At 71.5% G+C, this 15,194-nt stretch carries 14 protein-coding genes; 5 read left to right on the top strand and 9 right to left on the bottom strand.

Going from position 1 to position 15,194, the window contains the following annotated elements:
* The first annotated feature begins 43 nt into the window (after positions 1-43).
* The 3 genes from ACGFML_RS14690 to ACGFML_RS14700 all read left to right on the top strand — a co-directional run bounded on the left by ACGFML_RS14690 (position 44) and on the right by ACGFML_RS14700 (position 2,838).
* The gene (locus tag ACGFML_RS14690; protein ID WP_393543552.1) at positions 44-934 is read left to right on the top strand and encodes a YndJ family protein; all 891 of its coding nucleotides are present in this window, start codon (positions 44-46) and stop codon (positions 932-934) included.
* Positions 931-1,455: a DUF1990 family protein gene (locus ACGFML_RS14695; RefSeq protein ID WP_393543554.1), complete on the top strand. Its 525-nt coding sequence runs from the start codon at positions 931-933 to the stop codon at positions 1,453-1,455. Before ACGFML_RS14690 ends, ACGFML_RS14695 begins: the two co-directional genes overlap by 4 nt.
* 159 nt (positions 1,456-1,614) lie before the next feature.
* Positions 1,615-2,838, top strand: coding sequence for a metallophosphoesterase (locus ACGFML_RS14700; RefSeq protein WP_393543556.1), 1,224 nt, complete (start codon positions 1,615-1,617; stop codon positions 2,836-2,838).
* 77 nt (positions 2,839-2,915) lie between these two features.
* On the opposite strand, the gene ACGFML_RS14705 is transcribed toward ACGFML_RS14700, so the two are convergent.
* From ACGFML_RS14705 to ACGFML_RS14725, 5 genes are all read right to left on the bottom strand, one after another.
* Entirely contained in the window at positions 2,916-3,158 is a 243-nt protein-coding gene (locus ACGFML_RS14705) for a hypothetical protein (protein ID WP_393543557.1), read from the bottom strand.
* A 195-nt stretch (positions 3,159-3,353) separates the two neighbouring features.
* Positions 3,354-3,752: a recombinase family protein gene (locus ACGFML_RS14710; RefSeq protein ID WP_393543559.1), complete on the bottom strand. Its 399-nt coding sequence runs from the start codon at positions 3,750-3,752 to the stop codon at positions 3,354-3,356.
* Entirely contained in the window at positions 3,749-4,234 is a 486-nt protein-coding gene (locus tag ACGFML_RS14715) for a DUF6415 family natural product biosynthesis protein (protein ID WP_393543561.1), read from the bottom strand. Before ACGFML_RS14715 ends, ACGFML_RS14710 begins: the two co-directional genes overlap by 4 nt.
* Before the next feature lie 126 nt (positions 4,235-4,360).
* Positions 4,361-5,551, bottom strand: coding sequence for a helix-turn-helix domain-containing protein (locus tag ACGFML_RS14720; RefSeq protein ID WP_393543562.1), 1,191 nt, complete (start codon positions 5,549-5,551; stop codon positions 4,361-4,363).
* Between the two features lie 106 nt (positions 5,552-5,657).
* A complete protein-coding gene (locus ACGFML_RS14725) occupies positions 5,658-6,299 on the bottom strand; it encodes an HAD family hydrolase (protein ID WP_393543564.1) in 642 nt (213 codons plus the stop codon).
* Between the two features lie 351 nt (positions 6,300-6,650).
* Between ACGFML_RS14725 and ACGFML_RS14730 the strand changes: the two genes are divergently transcribed.
* Entirely contained in the window at positions 6,651-7,106 is a 456-nt protein-coding gene (locus ACGFML_RS14730) for a hypothetical protein (protein ID WP_393543566.1), read from the top strand.
* 50 nt (positions 7,107-7,156) lie between these two features.
* Here ACGFML_RS14730 and ACGFML_RS14735 read toward each other — a convergent pair whose 3' ends face one another.
* The 3 genes from ACGFML_RS14735 to ACGFML_RS14745 form a co-directional block, all read right to left on the bottom strand.
* Positions 7,157-7,489: a hypothetical protein gene (locus ACGFML_RS14735; RefSeq protein WP_393543568.1), complete on the bottom strand. Its 333-nt coding sequence runs from the start codon at positions 7,487-7,489 to the stop codon at positions 7,157-7,159.
* A 154-nt stretch (positions 7,490-7,643) separates the two neighbouring features.
* Positions 7,644-9,365 carry a coagulation factor 5/8 type domain-containing protein gene (locus tag ACGFML_RS14740; RefSeq protein WP_393543570.1) on the bottom strand — a complete coding sequence of 574 codons (1,722 nt, stop codon included), beginning with the start codon at positions 9,363-9,365 and terminating at the stop codon, positions 7,644-7,646.
* A gap of 12 nt (positions 9,366-9,377) precedes the next feature.
* The gene (locus tag ACGFML_RS14745) at positions 9,378-10,862 is read right to left on the bottom strand and encodes a glycoside hydrolase family 30 beta sandwich domain-containing protein (protein WP_393543572.1); all 1,485 of its coding nucleotides are present in this window, start codon (positions 10,860-10,862) and stop codon (positions 9,378-9,380) included.
* Positions 10,863-11,290: 428 nt separating this feature from the next.
* Here ACGFML_RS14745 and ACGFML_RS14750 point away from each other — a divergent pair, with 428 nt between their 5' ends.
* A complete protein-coding gene (locus ACGFML_RS14750) occupies positions 11,291-13,450 on the top strand; it encodes a SpoIIE family protein phosphatase (RefSeq protein ID WP_393543574.1) in 2,160 nt (719 codons plus the stop codon).
* A gap of 192 nt (positions 13,451-13,642) precedes the next feature.
* Here the strand turns inward: ACGFML_RS14750 and ACGFML_RS14755 are convergent, their stop codons facing one another.
* Positions 13,643-15,040 carry an NADP-dependent succinic semialdehyde dehydrogenase gene (locus tag ACGFML_RS14755; protein WP_393543576.1) on the bottom strand — a complete coding sequence of 466 codons (1,398 nt, stop codon included), beginning with the start codon at positions 15,038-15,040 and terminating at the stop codon, positions 13,643-13,645.
* Positions 15,041-15,194: the final 154 nt, after the last annotated feature.

The following is a 15,194-nucleotide window of genomic DNA, read 5'->3' on the forward strand; positions in this document are numbered from 1 at the left end:
TGTCGGTCCGGGAACGGCCCGACGGCCGTGAAAGGGGGACGTGATGACCACGCTGGTCCATCTCATCGTCATGCTCGGGATGTTCGTGGTGATCCCGCTGGGGGCCGGGCTGATCGACGGCCCGGGGACGGCCACGCTCCGGCGGATCTGGCCGCTCGCCGCGACCGCGGGGTCGCTCGCGCTGTGGCTGCCGCGCGGCCCGGCCGCCACCGGCTGCGCCGCCGGGTACGCGGCAGCCACGCTGGCGCTCGCCGCACAGGCCCCTCGGCGGGCGGCCCGCACCCGCTCGCTCGCACCCGCCGAGATCGCGGTCCTGACCGCGCTGACCACTCCGGCCGTTGCGGGACTGGCGCTGGTCGCCGAGCGCGCCGGGTACCGGCTGTTCGGCTTCGACCTCGACATCCTCGCGCTGACCGTGCCGCACTTCCACTTCGCCGGGTTCGCCGCCGCACTGGTCGCGGGGCTGGTCTGCCGGGCCACCGGCGCCGGCCGGGCGGGCCGGCTCGCGGCGCTCAGCGTCCCGGCCGGCACCCTGCTCGTACTCGCCGGCTACTTTCTCGACGACTGGGCCGAACTGGCCGGTGCACTGGTGCTGACCGCCGGCATGTGGCTGGTGGGCCTGCTCACCTGGCGCGACCTCAGGGGTGCCGGTCCCGACCGGACGACCCGCGCACTGCTCGGCTGCTCCGCGGTGGTACTGGTGGCGACCATGCTGCTCGCGCTGAGCTGGGCGCTCGGCGAAGCGACCGGGCTGCCGCACCCCTCCCTCGCCTGGATGGCCGCCACCCACGGCCTGGGCAACGCCCTCGGCTTCACCCTGTGCGCCCTCCTCGCCCAGCACCGGCTCCGGGCCACGACGCCGCATCCACACCCGCACCGGGCCACCGGGACCGTTCCGGCCGCCGCCCCCACCCCGAAGGAGCGCCACGCATGAGCGACGTCAACTACCCCGAAGAGGGCGCCACCCGGCGCACCCCGCTCCCGGCCGGCTACAGCCATCTGCACGTCGAGGTGCCGCTCGGCCACGGGCGGGACGTCCTCGTCGCGGCGGGCGAGGCGGTCACCTCCTTCCGGATGCACCGGGCGGCCGGCACCGTCATCCGGGCCGACGCGACACAGGCCGCACCGGGCGTGGCGGTCGAGGTGGCCCTGGGCGTCGGCCCGCTGCGCCTGGTGGCGCCGTGCCGGGTGGTGTGGACGGTGTCCGACGAGAGCCGGATCGGCTTCGGTTACGGCACCCGGGCGGGGCACCCCGAGTGCGGCGAGGAGGCGTTCGTGGTGGAGCGGCGGGCGGACGACTCGGTGTGGTTCACCGTCACCGCCTTCAGCCGGCCGGGCCGCTGGTACACCCGGCTGGCGGGCCCGCTGGTTCCGGTGTTCCAGCGACTGTACGCCCGGCACCTCGGTCGGACCCTCCGCCGCGCCGCGCAGCGGACCACCGCCGCACCCCGGTGAACCGCAGACCCGTTTCCGCGCGTTTTCTCACGCCCTGCTGACGTGCGGGAACGGGTAGTTACCGACAGGTAGCCCAAGCTTCGCACGATCGCCATACGTCCACCTCTGATTCATCATTCCGTCACCACCACCCCTGCCGGTCGTGAGAGAAAACCAGGCATGTGTGATGACGAACTGATCCCGCCGCAGGCGGACATGACCGAGCGGGAGTGGCTGCGGACCGGCTCGCAGCCGGCGGCCGAGGGGCCGCCGATGCGCACGACGGGGCGCACGCCGCAGTGGGTGAACCGGCGGACCCTGCTGGGCGGCGCGATGGCCGGAGCGGCCCTCACGGTGCTGGCGTCGGGGACGCAGGCGCCGGCCGCCTCCGCCGCACCCCGCCGCGGGGCACCCGGGGCCTTCCCGTTCCCGGAACACCCCAACGGCAACGGGGAATTCGCCGTCCTGGTGACCGGTGACGCGGGGACCGGCGACGAGGCACAGTACGCGGTGGCGGCCGCCGCCCGGGACGTCTGCCGCAGCGAGCGGATAGGTCTCGCCGTCGGACTCGGCGACAACATCTACGAGAACGGTCCGGAGTCGGCACACGACAGCGAGTTCCAGGACAAGTTCGAGAAGCCGAACAACGGCATCGACGTGCCGTGGCTGATGGTGCTGGGCAATCACGACTGCTCCGGGCTGATCCCGGGCAGCGGCGGCGACCCGTCCCGCGGTGACCGTGAGGTCGCGTACGCCACGACGTCGAAGCGCTGGTACATGCCGGGCCGCTACTACAGCGTGCCGCTGCCGGCCGCCGACCCGCTGGTGGAGTTCTTCGCCATCGACACCATTCCCTGGTCGTCGTACGTCGCGCAGCTCGACCCGTACTTCCACTGGGACGGCCCGTACATGCGCGAGCAGCAGAGCTGGCTGGAGGGGGCACTGCGCGCCTCGCGGGCCCGCTGGAAGGTGGTGCTGAGCCACCATCCGTACCTGAACAACGGCAAGCACGGCAGCGCCGGTTCCTACGACGGCTTCACGGTCGGGAACTACACCAGCGGTGTCCACCTCAAGGACATGTACGAGAAGGTGGTGTGCGGGCGGGCCGATCTGATTCTGTCCGGTCACGACCACACGCTGCAGGTGCTGGAGCCGACGGCGCGGACCGGCGGCACCCGTCAGGTGGTGTGCGGCGCATCCGCCAAGACGGAGGACGGCAAGGCGCACTTCACGAACCCGGCGGCCTGGCAGAACTTCTCGGACCACGGGTTCATGGTGCTGAAGGTGTCCGGCGCACGACTGACCGTCGAGGTGTACACGGTCGACGTGGCGACGCGGAAGGCCACCCTCGCGCACCGCACCCGGCAGACCGGCCCGGTCTCGGCGGCGCGGGCGCGCGCCTGAGGTGGCACACGCCGTCCCGGGGGGGCGCTCACCCCGGGACGGCCCGGCGGCTCACCCGGGCTCGCCGCCCGCCATGCCTACCGGACCCAGACCGGGTCCAGGGCCCGCACTTCATCGCGATGCGCCCGCACCATCGTGAAGAATCCGTCCGGATCGGCCTCGAACGCCTCACTCAGCCGCACGTAGAGGCCGTGCGCGTCGCCGTTTATCTCGTAGGGGCAGCCGTCCTGGGAACAGTGCCACCATTCATGGGGAATGCTGGTCAGTACGCCTCCGCACTGAGGGCAGGGAGCGGTCAGCCGGGCTGACTCGTGCCGCACGGGTAGCAGATGTACCAACCGTCCTGCGTCCGGGTCATCTGCTGGTGACATTTTGGGCACGGCATGTGTCTTCCATCGGGGTGGGAGATTGTGCCATTGACCGGTCGGTAACGGCAGCGTGCCGGCCGGCCACCGCCACGGTGCGACGGCGAACGGCCTTCTCTCGGCCCTCACGGGGCACCCGGCCGCGGGAGTTCAGGGGTCGGCCGCCCGCCGAGCCTGCGCCGGCGCGGCGCGGTAGCGCCGGTCGGACTCGCCGAACGTCGTCGCGGTCCAGCCACCACCGTCCTGCGCGATGCGGCGCTGCCACTCGAGCCGCTCGTCGGTGTCGTGCGCGAGCCGGCTCCAGTTGTGGACCAGGCACAGCACCTCGCGGCGCTCGGACTCGCCCCTCATGGCCGCGATCAAGGAATACAGCTGCGGGCGGGCAGCCCCGAGCGCGTGGTCCCCGAGATCGAGCCAGCGGCCGGCGAGGACCCAGCCATGGCTGTCGGCCCAGTTGTGGCAGCCCGTCAGCCGCATGTCCCGATCACGGTGATTCCGCGTCGCGCAGCGGTCGTGGACGAAGACCAGCGGAGCGCGGTCGACGGTCACCACCGGACCTGGTCCAGCAGCCACTGGCAGTCACGTGCCAGAGCACGGACCTGCATCTGCGCGGACATGAGCCCCTGCCCGAGACCCCCTGCGGTGCGGCGCCGGACGGTGTCAAGACGAGCGCGCAGTCGGCAGCCGTCAGCGCTGTCCGGCGGCGTCCCGTTCACCATCTCGTCAACGGGCGCGTACAGCAGCGCAATGGCGCGTAGAAGCGTCTGCTCCAGGCCCACCAGGTCGTCGTACGGCGGCGGGGGGCCGAGGTGCAGAGCGCGGTCCACCGACTCTTGAATCTCGTGCCGGCCCGGAGCGTCGGTGGTCGCCGTCATGGTGACCACCGCGCGGCATGCTGGGGGCAGGCCACGACGGACCAGACGCACGCCCCGGCCCTCAGCCGGTGCGGTGACCGATCCGGCCGGGCTGAGGCTGCTGTGCGCGGCGCCGCACCAGGAACCCGCCTCGCCCTGCAGCCGGACGAGACTCATGTCAGGTTCTGCGGGCGGGTCGTCAGGCGGAGCTGTCATTGCGGTCACGGTCTCTCCCTGTGTCGGTGGGCTCAGGGAGAGATTCGCCCCGCAGGTACCCCTCAAGTACCCCCGCGAGGGGTACCGTCAGCTGACCGCACCAGCGTGACACCACTCGGCGAAGTTGCTGAGCGATTCGGCATCCGCGCGCTTCAGCCGGCGCAGGGTGGCCGCGTCCTCCCGTACCCACCGGTGTTCACGGGCGTGCTGCGGCGCGATCCGACGCGCGAGCTTCAACGACTCGAACGCGGCATCCGGGCGACCGGACCACAGCTGGGCGCGACCGAGCTCGATGTAGAAGCCCGAGCGCCGCTCGGCCGGCAGGCACCGCGGCGGCTTCCACTCCCGAGCCAGCGTCAGGGCCCGGCCCAAGTGGCCGTCTCCCAGGCTCACGGCCACGGACACCTCGTGCACGCGGACACTGTCCGGACCGAATGCGGTGCCCTGATAGACGTCCTCGGGTACCCGGTCACCAGCCGCCCGCGCCTCGTCCAAGTGTGTCTCCGCCGCATTCCCGTTGCCTACCCGGCCCGCGATCACCGCGGCGCGCATGTGCAGCGCGCCGCGAGCAACGATCGCTGCAGGTCGATCACACCGCGGCGCAGCGTCCGCCGCGCGTTCCAGAGCTCGCAGCCCTGCGGTGTGTGCCCTCGCAGCGAGGTAGGTTTCCGTGCCGACGTAGGCCACCGTCGCCTCCACGAGCGGGTCGCTGGTCTGGCCCGCCGCCCACCGCATGAGGTCGACAAGACGCGCTGACAGATCACGAGCGCCGTACTTGAACGCCACGGCATCCGCGGCCCGGCACGTGTCCACCATCAGACGAGCCACCGCTGCACGCTCGCCCGGCGGCGCGTCCTGCAGCGCGCGGCAGAGCTCGGCGAGGAGACCCGGGACAGTGCGGGCGATGCGGACGTACTGCGAGTTGAGGCGGTGAGCGACAACCGACGCCACGGCCTCGCCAAGGACCCACAGGTCCCGACATGGGCCGTCCTCCGGCGCCTCGTACTCGGCGAGGACTGCCGACAGGGTGGGCATGGCCTGGTGCACACGATCATCCGGGCGTTCCCGGTCCGGCAGCAGCCGAGCCGGGTCGACGTCGAGTGCCGCGGCCACGGCGTCCAGGACAGCGTCCGAGATTCCCCGCTCGCCCCGCTCGATCTTCCGCAGGGTGCCCAGGGCGATGCCTGTGGCGCGGGCCAGATCGGCCTGTGTCAGGCCGACGATGCGGCGTTCGTAGGCAATGCGGCGGCCCACCCCGCGATACACGACGCTGGACATACGGTCTCCGTTCGGTGCAGCCACTCCGAACCGTACCCACGCCGTGACAGCTCGGGTACGCAAACGGCCCCGCCTGCATCTCGCAGACGGAGCCGTTCAGTTGGCATCACCGCGCCCGTACAACGTCCACCAGCTCCGTCAGACTCTCGACTCGCCAGTCGGCGGTCCGCGCGTCCTCGCCGTCCGCCCAGAGGTGACCGAGCGGACCGCGGCGCAGGTGAGCCGTCCGGAGCCCGGCGCCGCGGGCAGGCAGTACGTCATTCCGCGGGTGATCGCCGACGTACAGCACCTCGTCCGCCGCGGCCTCAGCAAGCTCAACGGTGCGAGCGAAGAACTCCGGTGCCGGCTTGGCCACGCCCCACTCTCCCGATGTGGCCAATGCATCCACCGGCAGGTCGAGCGCGCGAAGCAACCGCCCTGCTCGCGCCGTCTGGTTGCCCGCCACGACCACACGAACCCCTGCGCCACGGAGCGCGTTCAGAGCCGGGCGAACGTCCGGGTACAAGTCCGTCTCGTCCAGTGCTTCACCACAGCCCGCCCGCTCCATCGCGGCCCGCTCGACCTCGATGTCGATCCCCGGTCGGACAAGTCGCAGCGCATCCGCGTTGTCCCGGCCCTGCGCGACCACCGCGCCGACCAAGGCCGATAGCGTGTGCCGCTTCACGCCGAGCCAGTCCGCCCACGCGCCCCACTCACGGTCATCGCTGATCAGGGTCTCTCCGACATCGAATGCCACTGCACGGATCATGCGACAAGCCTAGGGCTGAGCCGTACCACCGGCTTCTTCCCGCGTGGTCGGCGGCGATTCACGATCAGGCAACGCCCGCCACCCAGCGGCAGGCGAACCGCAGCGCTGGGGTCCGCCGCCCCCGCCGAAGCTGGGGCGGGCGGTTCCGAGGAACGGACCACGCAGCACGCCGTGGGAGTCGCCGCAGATACGCAGTCGGGACGGGTCCGCAGTCAGCTTGCGCAGCTCTACCCGTATACGGTCGGCAGGGACGCTCCCGGCCCACTGCGTGAGGCACGGGACCACATCCGCGGCCTGCTGGCAACGTAGGGAGACACGGGGAGAAGGCCCACCCTCGCCGTTACCGGACACATGGATCTCACGGACGGCACCGTGCGCCTGGTGCAGCAGGCACTGCGACACCTGCTGCGCGAGCACCGCAACAACGAGCTGATCGGGGTCACCTGCCTGGCACGCGGCTCCGACACCCTGTTTGCCGAGGCGGTCATCGCGGCCGGCGGGCATCTGGTCGTCCTCCTGCCCTCAAGGGACTACCGGCAGGCGAAGGTCAAGCCCGACCATGCCCCTGCGTTCGATCGCCTGGCTGCCGTTGCGGATGTGGTGACCATGCCGTACGACACCGCGGATCGGGATGCTTACGAGGCAGCCAACCGCGAGTTGCTGAAACGGGCCGACCGGCTCGTAGCGGTGTGGGACGGCGTGCCGTCCGCAGGAAAGGGTGGCACGGCCGACACCGTCGAACAGGCCCGCAAGGCTGGGTTGCCTGTCGACGTCGTGTGGCCGAGCGGGGCCGAGCGGGGCGCGTAGCCGAAGCGCCCCGCACCCGCCACAGCAGGGACGGGGCCGCCTCCGAGGAACTACTTCTCCTTGTTGTAGCCGGGCAGCATGTTCGACAGCATCCATGCCGCCCCGTTGGCCTGCTCTCCATCACCGTGCGCCGCTTCCACCAGAGCCACCAGCGCCGAAGCCGACGAGCCGTCCATCCGGTAGACGAGAACGACGCGATCCTGGCGTTTCGGGATCTGGAACGGCACGTGGCCCAGCCCAGCAGCCCTCAGTCCGGCCGAGATCTGCTGCACGACGTTGCTCTTGGCTCGTTGGGCGCCGAACGCGTTCCTCAGCGTTTTCACCGTCACCGCGGCATAGCCGTTGCCTGCCTCGATCGCCTTCTCAACCTCTATCAGGTCCATCCCGCCCCCACCCTCTTGGTTGCGGGGAGCGTAGCGCCGCAGGGTGCCGATGGCGTCAGTTTTCCGGATATCACTGCTCTGTCATGAAAGGGGCCCCGCCCCTGCTGCGGCAGGGGCGGGGTGTCGTCACGTCGTGCACCGGTCAGGAGCCCGGCTATTGCGGGTAGTTGACCAGGTTCGCCACATTGCTGTGCGCGTCCGAGGGGCCGCCCGTCCCGTTCACGACGTGGTGGATGGTCCCGGTACCGCCGAGCGAGACGGTCACCATGTCGTGGAGGCGCACCCCGGGGGTGTCGGGGACCGCGAAGGCGTACTCGGCGGCGACGTCGTGGTCGGCGCTGAAGAAGCAGTAGCTGCCGAGGCCCCACGCCTCGTGGTTCTTGACCTGGTCACCGACCTTGTAGGCGGCGTATCCCTGGGTGGCGCCGTTCATCCAGGAGCCCTGGTCCGGCGGGTCGTAGGGCATCTCGTTCTGGTAGAAGTACGTCCGGCCGCGCTCGCCGTTCCAGACCGTCTGGTGCTGCTGGTAGTGCTCGACGAACAGGCCGTAGAGCGTCACGTCGTCGCCGTTGACCGTCAGGCCGTTGGCGGCGGTGTTGGTGTTCCAGCCGACGCCGACGCCGTGGTCGGCGCGCCAGATCCACAGGTGGTCGCCGATGACGTGCGAGCTGTTGACGACCAGGCTCTCGGCGGCCTTGCCGGGGCCGGCGCCGCCGACGCGGAAGAAGACGTCGTGCAGCGAGGTCGGGTCGGCGGCATGGCTCGCGGACGAGTTCTGCGGGCCTATCTCCATGAGGGACGGGGACTCGACCCGGCCCGCGTCGATCAGCAGTCCGGCCAGCTGCACACCGTCGACGTCGGCCACGGAGACGGCCGTGACACCGTCGTCGGGGACGAGGGTGGCCAGGCCCAGGCCGAGGACGACGGTGTCCGGCCGGGTGATCCGCAGCGTCCGGTCGAGGTGGTAGACGCCGGGTGTGATCAGCAGGTGCTTGCCGGCGGCCAGCGCCGTGTTGATCTGTTCGGCGGTTGCGCCGGGCTTGACGACGAAGAAGTCGCCCAGCGGGACGGAGCTGCCCTGCGGGTCGCCGGTCGACCAGCTGGTGCCCTGGGAGTTCTTGCGCAGGGCCGGTACGAACACCTTGTACGCCCCGTCGTCGTCCACGTACAGGAACGGCTTCTCGCGGGAGACGGGTGTGGTGTCGACGCGGGTGTAGGGCGGGTTCGGGAAGTCGCCCGCCGGGGCGTTCCGGGCTCCGACGAAGACCATGTTCCAGTTGGCGCCGCTCCAGCTGCCCCATTCGGTGTTGCGCGACAGCCACTGCTGCTGCGAGCCGGAGCGCACCTGGCCGTCGACCTTGGTGTCGGCCAGCAGTCCACCGCTGGACCAGCCGCCGTCGTCGAGTTGCAGATCACCCTTGAGATGCATCCGGCGGTACGGCGCGGCCTGGGACACCGCCCAGCGGTCGGCGCCGCCGGTCGGGTCGACGGCAAGGTTCTCCGCGGAGCGCCAGAAGTTCTGGGTCGCGTTGCCGTCGAACCAGTCGGCCTCCGCGTGCACGGCGCCGTTGATGGTGGTGTCGTCCGGTGAGCGGCCGAGGCCGGCGATCTGGGTGTAGAAGCCGATGTCGGCGTCGACGTCGTAGGAGCCCGGCTTGAAGAGGAGGGCGTGCCGTGCGGCTCCGAACTGGTTCTTCTCCTGTTCCTTGAAGACGCCGTCCACGGCGCTCTGGACCTGGTCCTTGGGGGTCGAGGGGTCGAAGATCTGCACGTTGGGGCCGAGGTCGGGGTCGGCCGCCGCGGCGTCGACCGAGGGGAGGGAGAGCGTGGCGGCACACGCCGCGAGGAGCGCGGCGAGGACGGTGACGCGTTTCATGGGGGGGTTCTCCTACCAGGTGAAGGTGACCGAGGCGCCGGCCGGCAGGTCGTAACCGGCGTGCAGGCCGTGCTGGTCGATGTCCATCCGTTGGGTGACGCCGGTGTCGTTGTAGGCGATCAGCGCCGTGGAGCCGTCCGGGTTGCGCCACGCCACGTTGGGGACGGTCGTCGAGGCCGTCGAGGCGATGCGCCGGGCGCCGGGCCGGACGAACTTGGTGAGATGGCCCATCGTGTAGTACTCGATGGTGTAGTCGACGGTGCCGTGCGCCCCGTCGCCGTTGTGCACGGTGACCAGCCCGGTGCAGGTGCCGCAACCCCCGTAGTGCGGGCCGCCGTTCTGGTCGACGGCCAGGGACCATTTGACCCAGCTGCTGCCCCAGTCACGGGTGTAGTCGATGAGGTTGTGCATGTCCTCCTTCTGCTGGTCGGCGATCCACTGGCCGCCGGAGTGCTCGGTGTCGTACGCGACGAGATCCGGGTACCGGTCGTGCACCCGGCTCTGCTCGGCGACGTCGCCGCCGTAGCCGTGCCAGGCCATGCCGCCGAAGTTGGGATGGCTGCGGACCGCCGCGTCGTCGACGGTGGGTGCGGCGAAGTCGGCGTACTTGTCCCAGTTCCAGTCCAGGGCGAGGACTTCGGTGGACAGGCCGGCGTTCCGCAGTGCGGGCAGCAGGTTGTTCTTGGTGAAGTAGGCCAGACCCGAGCCGTTCCACTGCATGGACGGATAGCCGGAGCAGCAGGTGGGTTCGTTCTGTACAGAGACGAGGTCGACGGGCACGCCGTGGTCCTGGTAGGCGCGCAGGTACTTCACGAAGTACTGCGCGTAGGTGCCGTAGTACTTCGACTGGAGCCAACCCTGGTCGAGCTTGTCGTTGTCCTTCATCCAGGCGGGGGCGCTCCACGGCGAGGCCATGACCTTCAGGGCCGGGTTGCGGCGGCGGGCCTCGGCGGTGAGGGGCAGCACATCGGCGAGGTCGTGATCGATGGTGAAGTGCCCGAGGTCCGGGTCGGTCCCGCCGGGCGGCATGTCGTCGTAGGTGTAGCCGAAGCGGGCCAGGTCGGAGGCGCCCATGGGGTTGCGCAGGAAGCTCAGGCCGATGCCGTCGACGGGGTCGAAGAGCTTCTTCATCGTCGCGTCGCGGGTGGTGTCGCTGAGCGCGCCGCTGCCCTTCAGCAGCCAGGCCGCGGTGTCGGTGAAGGAGGCGCCACCGCCCGCGAAGGTCTGGTAGCTCTTCGAGTCGTCCACGGTGATGCCGACGGCGCCGGGAGGCCCGTCGCCGGAGGTGAAGGTGAGCGGGTCCTGCCGCTCCAGCCCCTTGACGACCTGACGGCCGCCGGGATCGGAGGTGGTGGTGAGGTGGACCTGGGCCTGTGGTTCCCCGGCCGTGGTGCCGATGCCGGCCGGCGCCCCGGCCGCCGTGGACACCAGGGCCAGGGCGGCGACAACCGCTCCGGCCGCGCCGCCCAGGACACGGGGGAAACTCCGGATGCTCATGGTGGGGGGGGGTGCCCTCCTGTCGAGGGCAGCACAGGCGTGCACGCCATGCGTCTGCCCGCGGACCGGTACGGGCACGGCCCTGCTGTCGCTTCACGGCCGGTGTGGACACGGCCGACGGCTCGCCCTCATGGTTCGGGAGTTGAACGTGCGGCGTCAAGAGGCGTGCACGAACCGCCGGTTGTGGCGGAGGGGCGGCGGGATGCCTTCACCTTCTGAAGCCGGATCGTTCGGCCGCGTACGGTCGGCGCGCCCCGCCACCCGGCCCCGCCACCCGCCACCCGCCTCCGTCACCCGTCGCCCGTCACCCGTTTTCCGTAACGCCCGCCGCCCCGCACCCGGCCGGAAGTGCGGCGCGCACGACCGCCACCTAAGGTGAGCGCACGGCAGCGTTCCGGTGGACCTCGGCCGCGGAGGCGCAGCGCACCATGACCAGGCAGAGCGGACCGGCCCCCGACGGCTACGACCCCCGCGCCGACCGGGAACCGCGACGCGTGCGGGAACCCGCCCCCGGCGTCTCGCACCACGAGCCGATCAGTCTGCGCCGGAGGCTGGCGCTCAACCGGATGGGCACCTTCGACTGGGACCTGGACCGCGGGTTCATGGATCTGGACGCAGGGGCGCTGGAGGTCTTCGACCTGCACCCGGACGAGTACGACGGCGCGCCGCTGTCGCTGGCCTCCCGGGTGCCACCGGAGGAGGGCGAACGCCTGGACGCGGCGGTCTCCCAGGCGCTGCAGGAGGGCACCTCCTCCTACGGCGCGTACTTCCGTGTCCGGTGCCGGGACGGGACGCCGCGCTGGACGCACTCGCAGGGCCGCATCCTGCACGACGAGGACGGCCTGCCGTACCGGATCGTCGGCATCGTCCGGGAGGCGTCCGGTGAGCTGGCCGACTCCTCGCTGCTGCGCTCGCTCCAGCAGGAGCGGCACCGGCAGACCGTGATGGTGCAGCAGGTCACCGCCGCCCTGTCCCGGGCGCTGTCGGTCGAGGACGTGACGCGGGTGCTCAGCGGTCTCGGCGGTGCCCGGCGGTTCGGCGCGGACGGGCTGGTGCTGGGGCTGGCGGCCGACGCCCGGTTCGAGGTGATCGCCACCGCCGGGCTGGAGGGCGAGGTTCCCGAGGGGATGATGAACTCCCGCCTGGACGACACCCTGCCGCTGTCGGACGCGGCCGTCTCACGCCGGCCCAGTTTTCTGAGCACCCGGGGCGAACTGGTCGCGCGCTACCCCCGGCTGCGCCCGTACAGCGACCTCCTGCCGACGGGCAGCGCGTCCTTCCTGCCGCTGATCGCGCAGGACACCGTCATCGGGGCGCTGGGGCTGTTCAACGCGGAGCCCGCGGTGCAGTCGACGGAGGCCAAGAACCTTGCGCTGGCGCTGGCCGGTGTCGTCGCCCAGTCGCTCCAACGGGCGACGCTCTTCGACCAGGAGCGGGAGTTCGCCACCGGGCTGCAGGAGACGATGCTGCCGCGCCGGGTGCCGGCCATCCCCGGCGGCGACGTCACCGTCCGCTATCACCCGGCGAGCGTCGGGCGGGATGTCGGCGGCGACTGGTACGACGTGATCCCGCTGCCGCAGGGGCGGACCGGGCTGGTGGTGGGTGACGTGCAGGGCCACGACACCCATGCGGCCGCCGTGATGGGCCAGTTGCGCATCGCGCTGCGCGCCTATGCCACCGAGGGGCACTCCCCCGAGACGGTCCTGGTGCGGGCCTCCCGATTCCTGGCCGAGCTGGAGACCGAGCGCTTCGCGACCTGTACGTATGTCCAGGCCGATCTGGAGTCCGGTGCGCTGCACGTGGCCAGGGCCGGTCATCTGGGCCCGTTGATCGGCGACGGGAACCGGCACCTGGACTGGCCGGACGTCCGCGGCGGGCTGCCGCTGGGGGTGGCCACCGCCTTCGGGCACGACCACTTCCCGGAGACCCAGCTGTTCCTGGAGCCGGGCTCCACGCTGCTGCTGTGCACCGACGGGCTGGTGGAGCAGCCGGGCCGGGACATCTCGGCCGGACTGGAGGCGCTGTCGGCGGCGTTCCGCTCCGGGCCGGGCGATCTGGAGGCGCTGGCCGACCAGCTGTCGGCGCAGCTGTGGGCCGAACCGGGCTCGGACGACGACATGGCCCTTCTGCTGCTGCGCCGGCTGGCGGTCCCGGGCGCGGACACCACTCCGCGGCTGCGGCTGCACGTCCATCAGGCCGACCCTTCGGGCGCCGCGGAGGTCCGCTCGGCACTGCGGCGCCGGCTGGACCAGTGGCGGGCGGGCGAGGTCACGCACCACGTCGAGGTCGCCGCCTCGGAGCTCATCGCCAATGCGCTGACGCACACCGAGAGCGGCGCGCTGATCTGCGTCGAGCTGGTCGAGGGTGACCCGCGGCGGATCCGGCTGGAGGTGGAGGACCGCTCCAGCTCCTGGCCCCGTCGCCGCAGCCCCGGCGAGACCGCCACGTCCGGCCGCGGGCTGATGCTGGTGGAGGCGCTCGCGGACCGCTGGGGCGCGGAGCCGCGCGGCTCGGGGAAGGCGTTGTGGTGCGAGTTCGAGCTGCCGGAGGCGGGGACGGGGACGGGAGCGGGAACGGGAGCGGGGTGAACTGCGGGGTGGACTCCCTTACGGCCCTGGAACTTACGGCGACGGCCAGGTGGCGAAGGGCGCGTTCACGAAGGGGGGATCCAACAGGCCCGGCACCAAGGGGCGTGCACGGGCCCGGTGGATCCCCCCTTCGCACTCTTCGCGCTCTTCGCGCTCTTCGCGCTCTTCGCCGCGCTCCGGAACGCCTCGTGGCTAATCCTCCGGTCCGTACCACAGCGTCGTCGGATTGCAGAACTCCCGGATGCCGTGCCCGGACAGCTCCCGGCCGTATCCGGAGCGCTTGGCGCCGCCGAAGGGGAGGCCCGGGTGCGAGGCGGTCATGCCGTTGAAGTAGACGCAACCGGCCACGATGTCCCGGGCCAGGCGGGCCTGTTCGTCCGGGTCGCGGGTCCAGGCGTTGGAACTGAGCCCGAACGGCGTGTCGTTGGCGACCCGCACCGCCTCGTCCAGGTCCGCCACGCGGTAGAGCGTGGCGACCGGGCCGAACGCCTCCTCGTGGTGGATGCGCATCTCCGGGGCGATGCCGGTGAGCACCGTCGGCTCGTAGAACCAGCCCGCGGAGTGCTCGGGCGGCCGGCGGCCGCCGCACAGTGCGGTGGCGCCCTGGTGGACCGCGTCGTCGACCAGTTCCTCCAGGTCGGAGCGGCCCTGCTCGCTGGCCAGCGGGCCGACGTCGGTGTTCTCGTCCATCGGGTCGCCGACGGTCAGCGCGGCCATCCGTTCGGTGAAGCGGGCGGCGAAGGCGTCGTGGACGTCGGTGTGGACGATGAACCGCTTGGCCGCGATGCAGGACTGCCCGTTGTTCTGGACGCGGGCGGTGACGGCGGTGGCGACGGCCTTCTCCAGGTCGGCGGACGGCATGACGATGTACGGGTCGCTGCCGCCCAGCTCCAGGACGGTCTTCTTGATCTCGTCGCCGGCGATGGCGGCGACCGAGCGGCCGGCGGGCTCGCTGCCGGTGAGTGTCGCGGCGGCGACCCGCGGGTCGCGCAGCACGTCCTCGACGGCGCGGGCCCCGATCAGCAGGGTCTGGAAGCAGCCCTCGGGGAAGCCCGCCCGGCGGAAGAGCTCCTCCAGATAGAGGGCGGTCTGCGGGACGTTCGACGCGTGTTTGAGGAGGCCGGTGTTGCCCGCCATCAGGGCGGGTGCCGCGAACCGTACGACCTGCCAGAGCGGGAAGTTCCACGGCATCACCGCGAGTACGGTGCCGATCGGACGGTAGCGGACCACGGCGCGGGCCGCCCCGGAGTCCTCGACGTCGGCGGGACGCGGATGCTCGTCGGCGAGGAGCTCCTCGGCGTGGTGGGCGTACCAGCGCATGGTCTTGGCGCACTTCGCGGCCTCCGCGCGCGCCTGGGCGAGCGGTTTGCCCATTTCGGTGGTCATGGTGCGGGCGATGCCGTCCTGGTCGGCGTCGAGCAGCTCGGCGGCCTTGAGGAGCAGTTCGCGGCGGTAGGCGAAGGACGTGGTCCGGTGCCCCTGGTAGGCCCGCTCCGCGCGGACCAGGCGGTCCTCGATCTCGCCCGGGTTGAGCGCGTCGAAGGTCTTCAGGGTTTCGCCGGTGGCCGGGTTGACCGTGGCGATGGCCATGATCAGCACCTTCCTTGGGTGAGCGGTGAGGGGGCGGGGGACGGTTCGGGCACCGGGTCGGGTCCGGGGGGACGCGGCACCGGACCCGGGTCCGGCGGTACGGGATCGGGCGGCGGGGGCGGCGTCGGCGGGCCCGGGAGCGGCTCCGGAAGGG

It is taken from the genome of Streptomyces sp. NPDC048650 (assembly GCF_043199095.1).
Taxonomy (GTDB): Bacteria; Actinomycetota; Actinomycetes; order Streptomycetales; family Streptomycetaceae; genus Streptomyces.